13 protein-coding genes are annotated in these 18,890 nt (G+C 69.7%); 8 read left to right on the top strand and 5 right to left on the bottom strand.

The features are described from left to right. Nucleotides 1-9: 9 nt before the first annotated feature. The 5 genes from ACFXMF_RS18295 to ACFXMF_RS18275 all read right to left on the bottom strand — a co-directional run bounded on the left by ACFXMF_RS18295 (nucleotide 10) and on the right by ACFXMF_RS18275 (nucleotide 6,491). Nucleotides 10-573 (bottom strand): GNAT family protein, encoded by a 564-nt coding sequence (locus ACFXMF_RS18295; RefSeq protein ID WP_360310621.1) that lies wholly within the window; start codon nucleotides 571-573, stop codon nucleotides 10-12. 79 nt (nucleotides 574-652) lie between these two features. Continuing rightward, nucleotides 653-2,218 carry a signal recognition particle protein gene (gene ffh / locus ACFXMF_RS18290; protein ID WP_360310623.1) on the bottom strand — a complete coding sequence of 522 codons (1,566 nt, stop codon included), beginning with the start codon at nucleotides 2,216-2,218 and terminating at the stop codon, nucleotides 653-655. Nucleotides 2,219-2,381: 163 nt separating this feature from the next. Continuing rightward, a complete protein-coding gene (locus ACFXMF_RS18285) occupies nucleotides 2,382-4,712 on the bottom strand; it encodes a [protein-PII] uridylyltransferase (protein ID WP_379990724.1) in 2,331 nt (776 codons plus the stop codon). Between the two features lie 130 nt (nucleotides 4,713-4,842). After that, on the bottom strand, nucleotides 4,843-5,181 hold the full coding sequence (locus ACFXMF_RS18280; RefSeq protein ID WP_360310627.1) for a P-II family nitrogen regulator: 339 nt from the start codon (nucleotides 5,179-5,181) through the stop codon (nucleotides 4,843-4,845). Further along, a complete protein-coding gene (locus ACFXMF_RS18275; protein ID WP_360310629.1) occupies nucleotides 5,178-6,491 on the bottom strand; it encodes an ammonium transporter in 1,314 nt (437 codons plus the stop codon). The genes ACFXMF_RS18280 and ACFXMF_RS18275 overlap by 4 nt, the downstream gene beginning before the upstream one ends. A gap of 595 nt (nucleotides 6,492-7,086) precedes the next feature. Here ACFXMF_RS18275 and ACFXMF_RS18270 point away from each other — a divergent pair. The 8 genes from ACFXMF_RS18270 (at nucleotide 7,087) to ACFXMF_RS18235 (ending at nucleotide 18,792) form a co-directional block, all read left to right on the top strand. Then, nucleotides 7,087-8,037, top strand: coding sequence for an ABC transporter permease (locus ACFXMF_RS18270; RefSeq protein WP_360310631.1), 951 nt, complete (start codon nucleotides 7,087-7,089; stop codon nucleotides 8,035-8,037). Beyond that, nucleotides 8,034-8,960: an ABC transporter permease gene (locus tag ACFXMF_RS18265; RefSeq protein ID WP_360310633.1), complete on the top strand. Its 927-nt coding sequence runs from the start codon at nucleotides 8,034-8,036 to the stop codon at nucleotides 8,958-8,960. Before ACFXMF_RS18270 ends, ACFXMF_RS18265 begins: the two co-directional genes overlap by 4 nt. Before the next feature lie 132 nt (nucleotides 8,961-9,092). Further along, nucleotides 9,093-10,160 (top strand): ABC transporter ATP-binding protein, encoded by a 1,068-nt coding sequence (locus ACFXMF_RS18260; RefSeq protein WP_360310635.1) that lies wholly within the window; start codon nucleotides 9,093-9,095, stop codon nucleotides 10,158-10,160. Beyond that, nucleotides 10,157-11,473, top strand: a complete 1,317-nt coding sequence (locus ACFXMF_RS18255; protein ID WP_379990722.1) for an oligopeptide/dipeptide ABC transporter ATP-binding protein — start codon at nucleotides 10,157-10,159, stop codon at nucleotides 11,471-11,473. The genes ACFXMF_RS18260 and ACFXMF_RS18255 overlap by 4 nt, the downstream gene beginning before the upstream one ends. 210 nt (nucleotides 11,474-11,683) lie before the next feature. After that, nucleotides 11,684-13,285 carry an ABC transporter substrate-binding protein gene (locus ACFXMF_RS18250; protein WP_379989201.1) on the top strand — a complete coding sequence of 534 codons (1,602 nt, stop codon included), beginning with the start codon at nucleotides 11,684-11,686 and terminating at the stop codon, nucleotides 13,283-13,285. Nucleotides 13,286-13,615: 330 nt separating this feature from the next. Then, nucleotides 13,616-15,238 (top strand): ABC transporter substrate-binding protein, encoded by a 1,623-nt coding sequence (locus tag ACFXMF_RS18245; protein ID WP_360310641.1) that lies wholly within the window; start codon nucleotides 13,616-13,618, stop codon nucleotides 15,236-15,238. A gap of 208 nt (nucleotides 15,239-15,446) precedes the next feature. Then, on the top strand, nucleotides 15,447-17,057 hold the full coding sequence (locus ACFXMF_RS18240) for an ABC transporter substrate-binding protein (RefSeq protein ID WP_360310643.1): 1,611 nt from the start codon (nucleotides 15,447-15,449) through the stop codon (nucleotides 17,055-17,057). Between the two features lie 148 nt (nucleotides 17,058-17,205). Then, nucleotides 17,206-18,792 (top strand): ABC transporter substrate-binding protein, encoded by a 1,587-nt coding sequence (locus ACFXMF_RS18235; protein ID WP_379989198.1) that lies wholly within the window; start codon nucleotides 17,206-17,208, stop codon nucleotides 18,790-18,792. Nucleotides 18,793-18,890 lie beyond the last annotated feature (98 nt).

The raw sequence follows: 18,890 nt of genomic DNA, 5'->3' as shown, positions 1-18,890 counted from the left end.
CGTCCGGCCCTACGAGGGAAGAATGGTCTTCTCCGCCCCGGGCCATTCCTCCGCGGTCAGCGCGAAGCGCTCGTGGTCGCGCCAGTCGTCGTTGATGAACAACATCCGCGGTGTGAAGCCCTCGTGCCGAAAGCCCATCCGCCGCGCGAGCGCGATCGAACCCTCGTTCCCCGGCTGCACGTTGATCTCCAGCCGGTGCAGGCCGAGACCGTCCGCGGCGAACACCCGGTCGATCACCAGGGCGAGCGCCTCGGTCATCCGCCCGGTGCCCGCGTACGGCTTGTACGCGTCGTAGCCGAGCGAGGCGTTGCAGAACCGGGAGCGCACGATGTTCGAGACGTTGATCCGGCCGGCCAGGCCCGCGTCGGCGAGGTCCACCACCAGGAAGGTGCGGAAGGTGTCGCTTTGGCGGCGGATCAGGTCCGGCAGGTCGTCCGGGTCGGACGGGTTCCACCGCGCGATGTGGTCCGAGCGGCGGATCGCCGCGGCGGACGCCGCCGTGTCCGCCGGGCGCGGTGCGCGAATGCCCACCCGGGCACCGGCCACGGTGTAAAGGTCGACGGCCTTGGTCATCTGCCTGCGTCCCCTCGTCGTGTGCGCCGACCGCACCCGGGGGTTCGCCCGGGTGCGGTCGTCCCGCGTCGCGTCGAGCCTACTTCTGGCCCGGCGGCAGGAAGTTCTTGAACTCCTCGGGCAGTTCGAAGTCGGCCGCGCCGCCCGCACCGCCGCCGGCCGGCAGACCGAACGGGTTCGCCGCGCGCTCCTCGCGCCGCGCCGCCTCGGCCGCCGCCTCCTGCTTGCGCTTCATCGGGTTGCCCGACTGGCGCTTGCCCTTGGCCTGCTTGGGCGCCTTGCCCTTCTTCTTGCCGGCGCCGCCCATGCCCGGCATCCCCGGCATGCCCGGCATGCCACCGCCCTTGGCCATCTGGCCCATCATCTTGCGGGCCTCGACGAACCGCTCGATCAGGTTGTTGACCGCGCTGACCTCGGTGCCGGCGCCCTTGGCGATCCGGGCCCGGCGCGAGCCGTTGAGGATCTTCACGTCCGCGCGCTCGGCCGGCGTCATCGACTTGATGATCGCCGCGACCCGGTCCAGGTCGCGGTCGTCGATGTTGTCGATCTGCTCCTTCATCGCGCCCATGCCGGGCAACATGCCGAGCAGCTTCGAGATCGAGCCGAGCTTCTTGACCTGCTCCATCTGCTGGAGGAAGTCCTCCAGGGTGAAGTTGTTGCCGCCGCCGTGCAGCTTCTCGGCGGCCTTGAGCGCGAGGTCCTGGTCGTACTTGGCCTCGGCCATCTCGATCAGGCTGAGCATGTCGCCCATGCCCAGGATGCGCGAGGCCATCCGGTCCGGGTGGAAGGCGTCGAACTCGTCGAGCTTCTCGCCGCTGGAGGCGAACATGATCTGGCGGCCGGTCACCGACGCGACCGACAGGGCCGCGCCACCACGCGCGTCGCCGTCGAGCTTGGAGAGCACCACGCCGTCGAAGCCGACGCCGTCGAGGAACGCCTGCGCGGTGACCACCGCGTCCTGACCGATCATCGCGTCGACGACGAACAGGATCTCGTCCGGCTTGACCGCGTCCCGGATGTCCGCGGCCTGCTGCATCATCTCGGCGTCGATGCCCAGACGGCCGGCGGTGTCCACCACGACCACGTCGTACTGCTTGGTCTTGGCGAACTCGATCGAGTCGCGGGCGACCTTGACCGGGTCGCCGACGCCGTTGCCGGGCTCGGGGGCGTAGACCGCCACGCCGGCCCGCTGGGCGACCACGGAGAGCTGGTTGACCGCGTTCGGGCGCTGGAGGTCACAGGCCACCAGGAGCGGCTCGTGCTTCTGCTCCTTGAGCCACTTGCCCAGCTTGCCCGCCAGGGTGGTCTTGCCCGCGCCCTGGAGGCCGGCGAGCATGATCACGGTGGGGCCGGTCTTGGCGAAGCGCAGCCGGCGGGTCTCGCCGCCGAGGATCCCGACGAGCTCCTCGTTGACGATCTTGACGATCTGCTGGGCCGGGTTCAGCGCCCCCGACACCTCGGCGCTTCGGGCGCGCTCCTTGACCCGGGCGATGAACTCGCGGACCACCGGGAGGGCCACGTCGGCCTCCAGGAGGGCGACGCGGATCTCGCGTGCGGTGGCGTCGATGTCGGCTTCGGAGAGCCGCCCCTTGCCGCGAAGGTTCTTGAAGGTCGCTGCGAGGCGGTCGGAGAGAGTGTCGAACACGTCGGCAGAGGTCCTTCGTCAGATACGGGTGGTGTCGGGCCCAGCCTAACCGCCCGCCGAGCGGTCGTGGCGGGGGCACGTGTCCCGGATCCGCCTGCCAGGCACATGTGGGCGCTGCGGCAATGGTGACTCGTGCACCCCGGAAGGCGGCGTACGCCCGGGATCACGGCGCCAGCGCCCGCTCCAGGGTGCGGGCCAGGCCCCGGGCGTCGGCGGCGGTCAGCGGGTGTCCGTTCGGGGCGACCACGTAGAAGGCGTCCACCGCGTCCGCGCCGTGGGTGCCGACCCGGGCCTGACGCACGCTCACCCGGGCGTCGGCGAGCGCCTTGCCGATCCGGTGCAGCAGGCCGGGGCTGTCGTGCGCCCGCACCTCCAGCACGGTCGCGCTCCGCGACGCGTCCGCGATCACCTCCACCCGTGCGGGCGCCGGGGTGGTGCCGCGCCGGGGCGGGTAGGCCGCCTCGCGCTTGGCCAGCCGGGCGGCCACGTCCAGGCCGCCGGCCAGGGCCTTGCGCACGTCCTCGCGCAGCGCGGCCGGGTCGGGCAGTCGGCCGAACTCGGTCTCCACCGTCCACACCGTGACACCCAGGTCCTCGACCACGTCGATCGCGGCCGAGCGCACGGTGAGGCGATGCAGCGCCAGGACGCCCGCGGAGAGCGCCATCAGGCCGACCCGGTCCGGCGCCGCGATGGTCACCTCGGCGCCGAAGGGCAGCGGTTCCAGCCGGACCACCGGGAGTTCCCCCGACACGTCGGCGGTGACGATGCGCTCGGACACCGCCGGGGTGGGCCGGCCGGCGAACACCGCCCTGGTCCGGGCCACGAGGTCCCGGACCAGGGCGTCCCGCCACTCGCTCCACGCCGCGGGTCCGGTGGCGGCGGCGTCGGCCTCGGTGAGTGCGTGGAGCAGTTCGAGGGTTTCCACGCTGCCCACCGCCTCTGCGAACGCCGCCACGGTGGTCGGATCGTCCAGGTCCCGCCGGGTCGCGGTGTCCACCAGCAGCAGGTGCCACCGCACCAGCGTGCCGAGCACGTCCACGTCGTCCTTGGCGAAGCCCATCCGCACGGCGGCCTCGCGCGCGATCACCTCGCCGCTGACGCTGTGATCGCCCGGCCAGCCCTTGCCGATGTCGTGCAGCAGCGCGGCCACCAGGAGCAGGTCCGGCCGGGCCACCCGGCGGGTGTGCGCGGCGGCCTCGATCGCGGTCTCGATCAGGTGCCGGTCGACGGTGAAGCGATGTACCGCGTTGCGCTGCGGCCGACAGTGCACCCGCTCCCAGTCCGGCAACAGCTTGGTGATCAGCCGCTTGGACTCCAACGCCTCCCACACCGGCAACACGTCCCGCCCGGCGCCCAGCAGCGACACGAACGCCTCGCGGGCGGCCGACGGCCACGGATCGGCCAGGGGCGGGCACTCGATCGCCAGGCGGTCCACGGTGTGACGGGACAGCGGCAGGCCGGCCTGTGCGGCGGCCGCGGCGGCGCGCAGCAACAACACCGGGTCCCGGGCCGGCTGCGCGGCCTGGGCGAGTACCGCCTCGCCGGCGTACTCGACCACGCCCTCGGCCAGCGGCGTGCGGGCGGGCACGGCATGCCGGCCCCGGCGCAGCCGGCGCACCCCCGCGCCCGCGTCGCGCGCCGCGAGCACCCGGGAGACCTCGCGCCAGGTCACGTCGCAGGCGTAGGCCAGCGCCCGGGCCGCCTCGGAGACCCGGCGCAGCAACGTGTCCGCGTCCAGCAGGCCCAGCCGCCGGGCGACCGCGTCCTGTTCCTGGAGCAGCAGTCGGTCCGAGCCGCGCCCGGTGACCAAGTGCAGCGCGTCGCGCACGTCGAGCAGGGTGGCCCGGGCGGTGTTCACCTCCTCGTGCGGCGCGTCCGCGATCCACGAGGCCGAGATCGCCCGCAGCGCGGTCGCGTCGCGCAGGCCGCCGCGGGCCTCCTTGAGGTCGGGTTCGAGCAGGAAGGCGACCTCGCCGTGCCGCTGCGCGCGCTCGCGGCAGGACTCGTGCAGTTCGGGCAGCCGCTTGACGGCGGCGGCTCGCCACGCGCCGAACATCGAGGTGCGCAGCGCGGCGGTCAACTCGGGGTCGCCGGCGATGTGTCGGATGTCGAGCAGGCCGGTCTGCACCCGCAGGTCCTCGGCGGCGGCCCGGCGGGCCTCGTCGGGGGTGCGCACCGAGTGGTCCAGGGCGATGCCCGCGTCCCACACCGGGTACCAGATCGCGTCGGCGAGTTCGGTGATCCCGTCGTGGTCTTGATGCAGCAGCACCAGGTCCAGGTCGCTGCCGGGGGACAGTTCGCGTCGGCCGTAGCCGCCGACCGCGACCAGACACACGCCCTCGGTCGGCGCGCCCGCGCCGACGAACAACTCGGTCAGCCAGCGGTCCGACAGGGTGCCGAGGGCCTGTCGACGGGTCGCACCGGTGGGTCCGGCGGGGTCGGCCAGGAGGTCGTCCCTGGCTCGGGTGTACCGCGAGGTGGCGGTCGGTTCCATGGGGCCTGCTCCCTCGTTCACACGCGCCGGCGGCGCCGGCCGCCGAGCACCGCGAGCGGTCGACACAAAGGCCGATGGCCGGACCCGTCCCCGAAGAGCGTCTTCGGAGCGGGACCGGCCATCGGAGGTGTTACAGGGCTTCCGGGCCGCGCTCGCCGGTGCGCACCCGCACCACGCTGTCCACCGGAACGATCCACGCCTTGCCGTCGCCGATCTTGCCGGTACGCGCGGCCTTGACCAGGACGTCGAGCAGTTCCTCCGCGTCCTCGTCGTCCGCGACGACCTCGATGCGGACCTTGGGCACCAGGTCGACCTGGTACTCGGCGCCCCGGTAGACCTCGGTGTGGCCGCGCTGCCGGCCGTAGCCGCTCGCCTCGGTCACGGTGAGGCCGTGGACGCCGAACGCCTGGAGGGCGTTCTTCACGTCGTCGAGCCGGTGCGGCTTGATCACCGCCGTGATGAGCTTCACGCATCCACCTTCGTGTCGGCGGGCGCCGCGGCGCCCGCGCCCGTAGAGGTGCCGATGCCCGCCGACGGTCGGGTGGAACCGCCGAGTGTGGCGAAGTCGTACCCGGTCTCGGCGTGCTCGACCTGGTCGATGCCGGCCACCTCGTCGTCCTCGGTCACCCGGAAGCCGATGGTCTTGTGAATGACCGTGCCCAGGATGAAGGTGACGACGAAGGAGTAGGCCAGGACGGCACCGACTCCGATCAACTGCTTGCCGAGCTGATCGAAGCCCCCACCGTAGAACAAGCCCTTGGCGTCGCTCTGGACGTGACCGGTGGCCAGGAACCCGGGGGCGAGCGATCCGATGATGCCGCCGACCAGGTGCACCCCGACCACGTCGAGCGAGTCGTCGTAGCCGAGCTTGTATTTCAGGCCCACCGCCCAGGCGCACACCGCGCCGGCGACCAGGCCCAGGGCGATCGAGCCGAGCGGGCTGAGCGCACCGCACGCCGGGGTGATCGCGACCAGGCCGGCCACCGCGCCGGACGCGGCGCCCAGGGTGGTCAGGTGTCCGTCGCGGATCTTCTCCAGGAACAGCCAGCCGAGCATGGCCGCGGCGGTGGCGATCTGGGTGTTGATCAGGGCTCGGCCGGTGACGCCGTCCGCGGCGAGCCAGGAACCGGCGTTGAAGCCGAACCAGCCGAACCACAGCAGACCGGCGCCGATCATCACCAGCGGCAGGTTGTGCGGGCGCATCGGGTCACGCTTGAAGCCGACCCGCTTGCCGATCACCAGGACCAGGGCCAGCGCCGCGATACCGGCGTTGATGTGCACCGCCGTACCGCCGGCGAAGTCGATCACGCCCTTCTCGAACAACCAGCCGTCCGCGGCCCAGACCCAGTGCGCGACGGGGAAGTAGACCAGGGTGACCCAGAACGCCACGAACACGGCCCAGGCGGTGAACTTGGTGCGATCCGCGACGGCGCCGCTGATCAGCGCCGGGGTGATGATGGCGAACATCAACTGGAAGGCCGCGAACACCGTCACCGGGATCGTGTAGCCGTCCCACAACTCCGCGACCCCGATGTCGCGCATGCCGTACCAGTCGAAGTTGCCCACCAGGCCGCCGAACGCGTCCGTGCTGAACGTCATCGAAAACCCGTAGAGCACCCACAGCACCGTCACGACAGCCAGGCAGATGAAGCTCATCATCAGCATGTTGAGGACGCTCTTCACGCGGACCATGCCGCCGTAGAAGAACGCCAGCCCGGGCGTCATGAGCATGACCAGTGCGGCGCTCAGGAGTACGAATGCGGTGTTACCCGTGTCCATACTCTGCCTCTCTTCTCCGTGGCCCCGGCCGACCTCCGGGAGCTCATGGAAAGGAGCTTCGAGGCGTGAGGTTTCGCGCCGTGGCGCGACGTGTTTCGCCGACGTGACGCTTGCCGCACATGTGTTTCCGGCGGATGAACGTCCGCTCACGCACGTGGCCGGCCGGATCGCGCCGGTCCCCGCAACCGCGGCGAAGCCACCGAGGGCTCGCGCGCGAGGCGCGATCGGGCGTCCCGCAGGTGAGCGGCAGGCAACGCACACACAGCCCGTCGACCACATCTGACGCACCGTCAGTTAGTTGCCGTCCGCACCTTATTCCCGCAGGTCGACACGTGCCGCCGGGGGCCGGCGCTCCGCTTCGGGCCGGACGTTTTCGACCCGCTAACGGTTGCGATGAATCCATTGACATTGATCGCGCCCACTGCCGTAATTAATCACCGCGCTTAACTGACGACCCGTCAAGGCACGTGTCACCACAGGTGATCGGCCCTGTCCGGGATTCGGCGGTTTCGCGCGAGCGCACCACCGCAAGACCGCACGGAACGTCAACAGACCTCGTCAACCGACCAGACCAGCGAGAGGGGGTGACACCGTCGTGTTGCGCCTGCTCGGTCGCAAGTTGCTGGCCCTGATTCCGGTGCTGTTCCTGGTCACGTTCGCGACCACGGCCCTGCCCGACCTGGTGGACGGCTCACCGGTCGCCCAGATGCTCGGCCCCGGCTCCACGCCTCAGGATCTCAAGGACCTGGAGCACGAGTTCGGGTACGACAAGTCGCTGCCCGTCCGATACGTGACCTGGGTGGGCCATGCGCTCACCGGCGACCTCGGGGAGTCGCTGAAGACTCGAACCCCCGTCATGGACGGGATCACCGAGCGATTCCCGGTGACCTTGGAACTCGCCGTCTTCGCCCTCCTCATGGCCCTGATCGTGGCCGTGCCGCTGGGCGTGTGGACGGCAGCGAAGGCGGGCGGACGCGTCGACCGCGTCGTGGGCGGCGTGTCCTCGGCACTGCTGTCGATCCCCACCTTCGTCAGCGTGTTCCTGCTCGTCTACTTCTTCGCGAACCGGGAGATGATCGCGGCGTTCAAGCCGACGGGATGGGAGTACATCTCGATCGACTTCGCCAAGAACATCGAGTTCGCGTTCCTGCCCGCGCTCGCGCTCGCGCTGGCGGAGATCCCCCAGTTCCAACGCCTCCTGCGCAGCGACATGCTCGCCACGCTCCAGGAGGACTTCATCCTGACCGCGCGGTCCAAGGGCCTGTCGACGTCGTACGTGCTGTTCCGACACGCGCTGCGGCCCTCGTCGTTCTCGCTGCTGACCGTCTCCGGGCTGACCCTGGGCCGGCTGATCGGCGGCACCGTCATCGTCGAGTCGTACTTCTCCATCCCGGGTCTGGGACAGGGCATGTACCAGGCGATCAACGGCAAGGACATCCCGGTCGTCCAGGGCACGGTCGTGGTGATCGCGATCGTCTACGTGCTGCTCAACACGCTCGTGGACATCGGCTACTCACTCATCGACCCGAGAGTGAGGGCCCGATGAGCACACTCGAAACCGCCCCGGAGCCGGCTCTCGGCGCGGCCGAACCGACGGGCCTGCGACCCTCGCAGGTCAAGCGGGCCAAGAGCGGCAAGGCCCGCAAGCGGCCCAGCGTGCTGCTGTGGTTCGCGATCGCCTGGATGAGCATCGTGCTGCTCGGCGCGGTGCTGAGCCTGATCGCACCGGGCGTCTTCCCGCACGAGTACGGGCAGGCGTTCGGCGAGGCGAAGCAGAAGCCGTTCGCCGCCTGGCCCGAGTTCCTGGGCACCGACGGCCTCGGTCGCAGCCACCTGACCCGGCTCGCCTTCGGCGCGCGCGTGTCGATGATCGTCGCGTTGGTGTCGGTCGTGGTCGGCGTCCTCATCGGTGGTCTGCTCGGCCTGGTCGCGGCCTATTTCCGCGGCGTCACCGAGATGATCATCGACCTGTTCTCCGACGCGCTGCTGGCCTTCCCGCCGCTGATCCTGCTGCTCGCGCTGTCCTCGGTGTACGAGCCCTCGCAGACCAGCATCACCGCGGGTCTGGCCGTGCTCACCATCCCCGGCTTCACCCGGCTGACCAAGGCGAGCGCGATCGCCCAGTCCAACCGCGAATACGTCACGGTGGCCAAGGCGATGGGCGCGGGTCCGGGCCGGATCATCTTCAAGGAACTGTTGCCCAACACGTTCCCCGCGGTGATGTCGTACTCGGTGATCGTGATGGCCGTGCTGATCGTCGCGGAGGGCTCGTTGTCCTTCCTCGGCCTGAGCATCCCGCCGCCGATGCCCAGTTGGGGCGGCATGATCAACGCCGCCCGGGACGATCTGTCGCTGTATCCGGCCCAGGTGTTCGTACCCTGCGGGGTGCTGTTCCTGACGGTCTTCTCGCTCAACGTCATCGGCGACCGGCTGCGTGCCAGGTTCGACGTCCGCGACACCAAGCTGTAGCCGAGGGCTCGACGGCGGTCCTGCCTCCCACAGGACCGCCGTCGGCCCCGTTCTTCGACCCCCTCACACAGACGGGACCGCTCACATGGACGGGATCCAACAGCCGCGCGGCGCGAAGGTGGCGTGGTGACCATGGCGGAGCCGAAGACGACCGGCTCGCCCACGCCGGACGAACCACTGCTGCGGGCCACCGACCTGCGGGTGCACCTGGACACCCCGCGCGGGGTGCTCAAGGCGGTGGACGGGGTCTCCTTCAGCATCGAACGCGGCGAGACGCTCGGCCTGGTCGGCGAGTCCGGCTCGGGCAAGTCGATGCTGGTGCGCTCGCTGATGGGCATCTGCCCCTCGATCGCCGACATCCACGGCAGCGTGCGCCTGGACGGCCGCGAACTGGTCGGCGTACCACGCAAGGAGGCCCGCAAGATCTGGGGCAACCGGATCGCGATGGTCTTCCAGGACCCGATGACCTCGCTCAACCCGGTACTGCGGATCGACCGACAACTCACCGAGTCGATGCGCCTGCATCTGGGCCTGGGCAAGAAGGAGGCCGGCGAGCGCGCGATCGAACTGCTCACGCTGGTCGGCATCCCCGAACCGGCCAAGCGCGCCCGGCAGTACCCGCACCAGCTCTCCGGCGGCATGCGCCAGCGGGTGACCATCGCGATGGCACTCGCCTGCGACCCCGACGTACTGATCGCGGACGAGGCGACCACCGCGCTGGACGTGACCGTGCAGCGGCAGATCCTCGACCTGCTCCAGGAGATCCAGGCCGAACGCGGCATGGGCATGATCCTGGTCAGCCACGACCTGGGCGTGGTGGCCGGGCGGACCGATCAGATCGCCGTGATGTACGCCGGTCGCATGGTCGAACACTCCCCCACCACGGACCTGTTCGCCCACCGTCGGCATCGCTACACCGAGGCCCTGCTGGGCGCCGTACCCCGCCTGGACGTGCCACGCGACCAGCGCCCGCGGGCGATCCCGGGCACGCCGCCGGACCTGATCACGCTCAAGTCCGGCTGCGCGTTCGCGGCCCGCTGCACGGCGGCGGACGACCTGTGCCGCGAGGAGCGGCCCGAGCTGGGCGACGAGCTCGGCGCACACCGGTTCGCCTGCCACCACCCCGTCGGCGAGGACGTCGCCGCCGTCGCGGGTGCCGACAGCGGGCAGCCGTCCCTGATGAAGGAGGCCTCCGCATGACTGCCGACGGCACCACGCCGGGCGCGCTCGCCCTGGACGACAAGCCCGCCGCCGAGACCTCGACCGGCACCGACCCGCTGCTCACGGTCACCGACCTGGTCCAGCGTTTCCGGGTGCCCGGCGGGATGATGAACGCGGTCGCGGGGGTGAGCTTCGAGCTCGGGCGCGGGCGCACGCTGGGCCTGGTCGGCGAATCCGGCTGCGGCAAGTCCACGCTGGCCCGGGCCATCCTGCAGTTGACCAAGCCGTCCGAGGGCTCGGTCCGGTTCGACGGTCAGGAACTGACCACGCTGCCCAAGGCCGGTCTGCGCACGATGCGTCGGCGGATCCAGATGGTGTTCCAGGACCCCATCTCGGCGCTGAACCCGCGCCGGAAGATCTTCGACATCGTCGCCGAGGGTCTGGTCATCTCCGGCATGTCCGCCGAGGAGATCCGCCCGCGGGTGGAGGCGGTGCTGCGTCAGGTGGGCCTGGACCCGGAGTTGGTCTCCGACCGGCGTCCGCACCAGTTCTCCGGCGGCCAATGCCAGCGGATCGCGATCGCCCGGGCCATGGTGGTCGATCCCGACCTGCTGATCTGCGACGAGCCGGTGGCGTCCCTGGACGTGTCGGTGCAGGCGCAGGTGCTCGACCTGCTCGACGAGATGAAGAACCGCACCGGCGTGTCGATGATCTTCGTCGCGCACGACCTCGCGGTGGTGCGCAACATCAGCGACGACGTCGCGGTGATGTACCTGGGCACCATCGCCGAAACCGGCGACACCGCGGCCATCTACGACACGCCCGCGCACCCCTATACCCGGGCCCTGCTCGACGCGGTGCCCGCGCCCGACCCCGAGGCGGCGCCGGCCGGGCCCTCGCTCAAGGGCGAGATCCCCTCGCCGATGAACCCGCCCAGCGGTTGCCGGTTCCGCACCCGCTGCCCGATCGCGCGCGAGGAGTGCGCGGCCCACGTGCCGACGTTGCGCGAGATCGCGCCGGGGCATCGGGTCGCGTGCCACTTCCCGTTGGTGGGCGAGGCAGCGGTGTTCGCGTCGAGCACCGCTGCGGTCGAGGCGGAAGCCGCGCCGGAGCCGGCGGCCGAGGTCGAGGTCGTGCCCGAGGCGGCGGCCGAGGCCACGCCCGAAGCCGAGGCCGCGGTCGAGCCCGAGTCCAAAGCCACGCCCGAAGCCGCGGTCGAGCCCGAGCCCAAGGCCGCGCCCGAGGTCGAGATCGACGCCGATTCCGACGCCGAGCCGAAGGCCGAAGCCGAGCCCGAGCCCGACCCGAAGTCCGCCCCCGAAGCCGCACCCAAGGCGGCCGAGCGGGACTGACCGCCGAACACCCGACGCGGTACGGCCGAGCCCGGCCGTACCGCGTCGCTGTGCGTACACGCACGTGTCCCGGTCGGCCGCCCGGGGGTCGAATCGGGCATCCCGTCGACGATGCGACACGTGTCGAGTTGTAGCCTCACGGCGCTGACCGCGCTCATCGCGCGGCATCCGGCCACCGGCCGACCTGCTCCATGCTTGAGGACGTTTTCTGTGGCACACGCACGACCTTTCGCCCTTCGGGCACGCCGTCGCACCGCCGCCGTCATCGCGGCAATCGGCCTGCTGGCCGCAGCCGGCTGCGGTTCCGAGTCCGGTGAGGCCCCCAGCGCGGTGGGCACCCCCCGCGCCGGCGGCTCGCTGGACATCCTGGCCACCTCCGACGCCCGCAGCCTCGACCCCTTCCTGCCTTCCTACGCCGCCCAGGCGGATGGAAACCGGATGGCGGCCCTGTACGACAGCCTGCTCTGGACGAACCCCGTCACCGGCTCCGTACAGCCGCAGTTGGCCGAGAGCCTGGCGCCGGTGGAGGGCAGTGGCAACAAGATCTGGAGCCTGCGGCTTCGACCCAACCTCAGGTTCACCGACGGCACGGTCTTCGACGCCGCGGCGGTCAAGATCAACTGGGACACGCACGCGGTGCCCACCACCAAGTCGCGCCAGCGCGACGCGACGGTCGGCATGAAGAGCCAGATCGGCGCCGACGCGCTGGAGTTGCGGATCATCCTGGACAAGCCGAACGGCAACTTCGACCGCCTGGTCGCGCGCAGCCTGTCCTTCATCGCCTCTCCCAAGGCGATCGCCGAGGGCGTCGACAAGCTGGCCGAACACCCGGTGGGCGCGGGTCCGTTCATGCTGCGCGAGGGCGGCTGGGTCAAGGGTGACCACCTGACCCTGGTGAAGAACCCGACCTACTGGCAGGGCCCGGACAAGCCGTACCTGGACAGCCTCACCTTCCGCTACGAGTCCAGCGGCAGTGCGGCGGTCGACCGGGTCAAGAAGGGCAAGGCCGACGTCGCCAACGTCAGCGACGCGTTCACCCTCAAGGCCGCCCGCGACGCGGGCATCGGCATCGAGTCGCTCGCGCTCTCCGGCGGCCAGTTGCTCAGCTTCGACACCTCCGGCGGTCCCACCGCCAATCCCGAGGTGCGTCGCGCGATCGTGCTGGCGCTGAGCAGCGAGGAGATCAACCGGCGCGTCTTCGGCGGTGCGGGCACCCCGGCGCGCGGCATCTTCAACCAGGCCACCGCGCTGGCCAACCCGCAGTTGTCCGCACCGGAGAACAAGCCGAAGCAGGCCGCGGAACTGTTCGCCAAGGTGACCGACAACGGCGCCAAGTCGATGCGGATCAAGTTCATCGCGCCCAAGAGCAACGCGATCGACGAACTCGGCCGGTACATGAAGGAAACGCTGGAGAAGTACCCCGGAGTCGGGGTCGACGTGGAGACCGCCGACCTGTCCGAGTTCGTCAAGCGCTCCAACCTGGCCGAGGCGTTCGACGTCAAGGTCAGCCAGTTGCTCGCCGACGACCCCGAGCCGGCGGTCTACCAGTACCTGCACAAGGGCAGCCCGAGCAACTGCTGCTTCTACGGCGACGACGTGGTGGACAAGGCGCTCGACGACGCCCGCAACACCACCGACCCGGCCCGGCGCCGGGCCGCCTACACGCAGCTCCAGCTCCAGTTGGACCGGGACATGCCGCTGTGGGTCTATCAGGAGGCGGTCGTGGCGGGCGTGTTCCACTCCGGGGTGACCGGTGTGCAGTTGTCCAACGACGGCATCTTCCTCTTCGATCGCATCGGCAAAAAGGGCTGACTGGTCATCAGAAGTACAACAGTGACCCGATCTTGATGGACCAGATCGCCGGAAGGCAGTAGAAAGGGACGGCACCCTTACCAGTCGGTTCGTGGAGGCCGGGAATCACCTTGGTGATTCCCGGCCTTCACGTGTCTCGCCCGAGGGTTGCAGACAGTCGAGCAGCACGCACCACCGCACGACAGCACAGCCGCACGGACGCACCACCATGCTCCACCCGGGGCGCCGTCGCCCTCTCCCCCCGAGTCGGCCGACGTACCCGGCACCAAGCACGTCCGCCGCCCGGCCACAGCAGCCCGGACGGTCCGTCAGGTGAAGGTTGGCCCTGCAGTGACTCGTACTTCCCTGTTGTCCCTTCGATCCACGCGCCATCCCCGTCCCCGGCGCCGAATAGCCGTACTGGTCGTCGCGACCGCGTTGGCGGCCACCGCCCTCGCCGGTTGCGGGGACGACGACAAGAGCAAACCGTCGGCCGCGGGCACGCCCAAGCAGGGCGGCTCGCTCACGATGAGCCTCCCGGGCGACTCCACCAGCCTGGACCCCTTCTCCACGTCGTATGTCAACGTCGCCGACGGCAGTCGCATGTCGGCGCTCTACGACTCGCTGGTGTGGGCGGACCCCAGCACCGGCAGCATTCGCCCGCAGATCGCCGAGTCGCTGGCGATCAACGGCCCCAAAGCCGACACGTGGCGACTCAAGATCCGTCCGAACGTGAAGTTCAGCGACGGCACGGTCTTCGACGCCGAGGCCGTCCGGTTCAACTGGGACCGACACAAGGACCCCAAGGTCGGTTCCTTCCAGCGGGGTGCGGCGAGCGTCATCCTCTCGCTCACCGTCAGCGACCCGCTCACCCTGGACATCAAGCTGGTCAGCGAGAACGCGAACTTCGACCACCTGGTGACCCGCAACCTCGCCTACATCGCCTCACCCACCGCGCTGCGGGCCAGTCCCACCGGGATCGGCGACAAGCCGGTCGGCGCCGGCCCGTACAAGCTGGTGAAGTGGGAGCGCGGGGTCAAGCAGAGCTTCACCCGCAATCCCGACTACTGGCAGTTGGAAAAGGGTCTGCCGCACCTGGACAACCTGACCATCACGGTGGACACCGACGTCAACCACTCGGTATCCGCGGTCGACGAGGGCAAGACCGACCTCACCGTCGCGGTGGACCCGCTCGCCACGGCGCAGGCCGAGGAGAAGAAGCTGGGCGTGACGCGGATCGGCCTCAACGGCGGCCAGATGGTCGTGTTCAACCTGAACGTCGCGCCGTTCAAGGACCTGCGGGCACGCCGGGCGTTCGTCTACGCCTTCAACGGCATCGACATCAACCAGAAGTTCTTCGGCGGCAAGGGCACCCCCGCCAAGGGCATCTTCGCCGCCTCGTCCCCGGTGGCCAACATCCAGCTCGCGGCGTCGGAGAACGACCCCAAGCGAGCCAAGGAGTTGTTCGAGGACGTGACGGCGGGCGGCACCAAGCCGCTCAAGTTCACCTACTGGGTTCCCCAGGCCCCCGCCTCGATCCGGGTCGCGGAGTACATGAAGCAGGTACTCAACACCTACCCCGGGGTCCAGATGGAGGTCAAGGTCGTCGACATCGCGACCTATGTCCGCACCGTCCGAGGCGGCACCACCGAATGGGCGGCGGCTCTGGGCCAGCAATGGATCGACGACCCGGAGCCGGGCATCTACGATCTGCTGCACAGCAAGAGCATGCCGAACAACAGCAGTTACGAGAACGCGGCGGTCGACGCCGCGTTGGAGGACGCCCGCAGGACGACCGACCCTGCGCAGCGACGTGACGCGTACACGCGTGTACAGCTCCAGGTGAACAAGGACATGCCGTTCTGGGTCTACCAGGAAGCGGTCACCGCCGCGGTCTACAACCCCAGGATCACCGGCATCCAACTGGCCAACGACGGTGTCGTCCTGTGGGATCGGATCGGCACCACCGGCTAGTCGAGCGACTCGTCCCGCCCGGGCTCCGTGTTCCCGGGCGGGACACCCCGCCGTACCCGGGGCCGGCGCACCAACGCATTCGGCTCCCGCCGCACTCCGCGCGCGAGCCATCGCACCACAGCTCTACCGCACTTCCGGAACGACTGCACGAATGCACCGAAGCACGAGGCACGTTCGAACCCCACAGTGATAGGTAGGTAGGCCGGCAGTGGTACCCCACCCGAAGAAACCCCCGAGACGACCACCGTGTCGCGGCCTGCGCCGCCGACTCTCCCTCGCCCTCGCGCTCGCCGCGGCCACGGTGTTGGCCACGGCCGGCTGCGGCCTGGACTCGTCCGACTCCGGCGGTGCGAGCGGCGAGCCCGAGCACGGCGGTTCGGTGACCATCCTGATGCCCGGCGAGGAGCGCGGGCTCGATCCGTTCACCGCCTCGTACTCCAGCGTGGCCGACTCGAACCGGTTGTCCGCCCTGTACGACGTCCTGGTCTGGACCGATCCGACCACCGGTGGGGTGCGCCCCAAACTGGCCGAGTCGTTGGTCTCCGACCAGAGCGCGCGGATCTGGACCCTGACCCTGCGTCCCGACGTGCACTTCAGCGACGGCAGCCTGCTCGACGCGGGCACCGTCCGGGCCAACTGGGACGCGCATCGCGACCCCACGGTGCGATCGCTGGTCGGCGGTCCGCTGCGCGGGGTGACCCTGACCGAGCAGGGCCCGCTCCAGCTCCGCATCGAACTGCCCTCCTCCAACGCCAACTTCGACCACACCATCGCGCGCAACCTCTCCTTCGTCGCACCCCGACGACTGGTCTCCACGCCCGAGGGTCGCTTCGAGCTCAAGCACGCGCCGGTGGGCGCGGGCCCGTTCAAGGTGAAGAGCTGGGAACCGGGCAAGGAAGTTCGGCTGGAGCGCAACCCGCAGTACTGGCAACGGAATCGGCCCTACCTCGACGAGGTGGTCTTCCGAGTGGACAAGGACGTCGAGGGCGGCAACAAGGCGATCCAGGCCAAGCGGGCCGACCTCACCCTGACCACGGACCCGCAGAGCATCGCGCAGGCCCGCGCGGACGGGCTGGTCGCCGAGGACGCCCGGCTCAACGGCGGGTTGATGGTCGCCTTCAACGTGCGCAAGGGACCGTTCCAGGACCCGAACGCCCGCCGGGCGACCGCACTGGCGCTGAGCAGCACCGAGATCAGCCGGCGGTTCTACGGCGGGCGGGGCGAATCGGCGCGCGGCATCTTCGACAGCACCTCCCCGCTCGCCAACGTCAACCTGGCCGCGCCGGAGAACCGGCCCGACGAGGCTCGTGCACTGTTCGCGCAGGTCACCAACAACGGGAAGAAACCGTTCGTCTTCCGCTACCTGGTGCCCGACAGCGCCAAGATGCGCGCCACCGCCGACTACATCCGGCAGACCCTGGAGGGTTATCCGGGCGTGACCGTGATCGTCGAGGTCACCGACATGGCCTCGCTGGTGACCCGCTTGGCGGGCAACGACTTCGACGCCACCGTCTGTCAGCTCTGGGCCGACGACGTGGAGCCGACGATCTACCAATTCCTGTACAGCAAGGCCGGGTTGAGCAACATCACCGGCTATGCCAACGACGTCGTGGACACCGCCCTGGAGGACGGTCGGCGCTCCACCGACGCCGGCTCGCGGCGCGACGCCTATACCCGGCTGCAGAACCAGGTCAACCGCGATCTGCCGTTCTGGGTCTACTCGTCGGCGGTGATCGGTGCCGTGCACCGGACCGATCTGGTCGGGATCCAGCTCTACAACGACGGGCTGATCCACTTCGACGCCATCGGGCGGCGCTGATGAGCGGCTGACCCCCACAGACCCGGCCGGGTGGCGTGCGCGGCGCCGAGATCGTCATGCCGCGCACACCACCCGACCGTGCACCACCGCACCATCACATTCGGTCCGAACGGGGACCGGGTGTGCCTTGTGACAACGGAGGAGTCACATGAGCAAGCACCTCGGCAACAACGCACGAAAGCGCGCGGCGGCCGTCGCCGGCGCATCGGCACTGGGCCTGGTCCTGGCCGCCTGCGGCGGCGGGGACGACGGCGCCGGCGGCAAGGCCGATCCGAACGCGTCGGCGGGCGCCAAGAAAGGTGGCAACCTCACCCTTTTGACGGTGTCCGACGCCCGCAGCATGACGCCGTTCAACGCGTCCTACGCGGCGGTCACCGACCTCAACCGCATGCTCGCGGTCTACGACGCGCTGTTCTACGTGGACAACACGCAGAACAAGGTCGTGCCGCAGATCGGCGAGAGCCTCAAGAGCGACGACGGCGGCAAGACCTGGCTGCTCAAGGTCAAGCCGAACGTCAAGTTCAGCGACGCCACTGCGCTGGACGCCGCCGCGGTCAAGTTCAACTGGGAGATGCACGCCAAGCCGGAGGTGCTCAGCCAGCACCGCCCGGCCGCGAGCGGTCTCGGGCTGGAGGTGGTCGACCCGCTGACGCTGAAGATCACCCTGCCGATGCTGAACGCGAACTTCGACCGCACGGTGGCCTCGGAGTTGTCCTACATCGAGTCGCCCAAGCAGTACGCGGCCGACCCGAAGGGCGAAAAGCCGGTCGGCGCCGGGCCGTTCGTGCTCAAGACCTGGACCCGCGACAGCCAGATGGTGTTCGAGAAGAACCCGAACTACTGGCAGGGCGCGGACAAGCCGTACCTGGACACCCTGACCATCAAGGTGGTCAACGACGTCAAGCAGCAGGTCGACACGATCAAGGCCGGCGGCGCCGACATCACCTTCACGATCGACCCGCAGAAGACCAAGGCCGCGCAGGAAGCGGGCCTGGGCGTCACGCCGTTCACCCTCGACGGCGGCCAGATGATCGTCTTCAACACCTCGACGGCGCCGTTCGACGACCCGCGCGCCCGTCGTGCGGTCGCGCTCGCGCTCGACCCGGCCGACCTGAACCAGAAGATGTACGCGGGCACGGCGACCCCGGCCAAGAGCATCTTCCACAGCGGCAAGCCGTTCACCGACCCCACCGCCGCACAGCCGAGCCCGAACAAGGTCGAGGCACAGAAGCTCTTCGACGAGCTCGCGGCCGAGGGCAAGCCGGTGAAGTTCAGCTACCTGGTCCCGGAGAACCCGACCTCCAACGCGACCTCCGAGTACACCATGACCGCGCTCAACGCGTTCAAGAACGTCGAGGTCAAGCTCGACAAGGCCGAGGTCGCCAGCTACTACCTGCGACTGACGGTGCAGAAGAACTTCACCGCCGCGCTGTACCAGATCTGGTCCAGCGACCCCGAGCCGATCCTGTTCAACAGCCTGTTCTCGCAGACCCCGTTGAACTTCACCGGCTACAAGAGCCCGGAGGCGGACGCGGCGCTGATCAAGGGCCGTTCCACCACCGACGAGGCCGCCCGCAAGGCCGCCTACTCGGACCTGCAGAAGGTGCTCGTCAAGGACCTGCCGATGCTCGCCTACCAGGAGGCGGTCACCAACATCATCTCCGGCCCGCGGGCCGTGGGTGTCGTCGGCGTCCAGGACGGCGGCATGCTGATGGACCGGGTCGGCCTGAAGTAGTTCGACACCGGGTCCGGATCATCCCCGGCTGATCCGACGCACCGTCACCATCGGTGTCCGGGAGGCTCGTTCGCCGTGTGCGGACGGGCTTCCCGGCC

This window comes from Embleya sp. NPDC059213, assembly GCF_042754445.1.
Lineage (GTDB): Bacteria > Actinomycetota > Actinomycetes > Streptomycetales > Streptomycetaceae > Embleya.
This window is presented reverse-complemented; position numbering and strand designations above follow the sequence as displayed.

Excerpts from the sequence above, each read along its gene's own strand:
- ACFXMF_RS18285 (WP_379990724.1), bottom strand. The coding sequence starts at position 4,712 with ATGGAACCGACCGCCACCTCGCGGTACACCCGAGCCAGGGACGACCTC.
- ACFXMF_RS18260 (WP_360310635.1), top strand. The coding sequence starts at position 9,093 with ATGGCGGAGCCGAAGACGACCGGCTCGCCCACGCCGGACGAACCACTG.
- ACFXMF_RS18275 (WP_360310629.1), bottom strand. The coding sequence starts at position 6,491 with ATGGACACGGGTAACACCGCATTCGTACTCCTGAGCGCCGCACTGGTC.
- ACFXMF_RS18265 (WP_360310633.1), top strand. The coding sequence starts at position 8,034 with ATGAGCACACTCGAAACCGCCCCGGAGCCGGCTCTCGGCGCGGCCGAA.
- ACFXMF_RS18235 (WP_379989198.1), top strand. The coding sequence starts at position 17,206 with ATGAGCAAGCACCTCGGCAACAACGCACGAAAGCGCGCGGCGGCCGTC.
- ACFXMF_RS18295 (WP_360310621.1), bottom strand. The coding sequence starts at position 573 with ATGACCAAGGCCGTCGACCTTTACACCGTGGCCGGTGCCCGGGTGGGC.
- ACFXMF_RS18255 (WP_379990722.1), top strand. The coding sequence starts at position 10,157 with ATGACTGCCGACGGCACCACGCCGGGCGCGCTCGCCCTGGACGACAAG.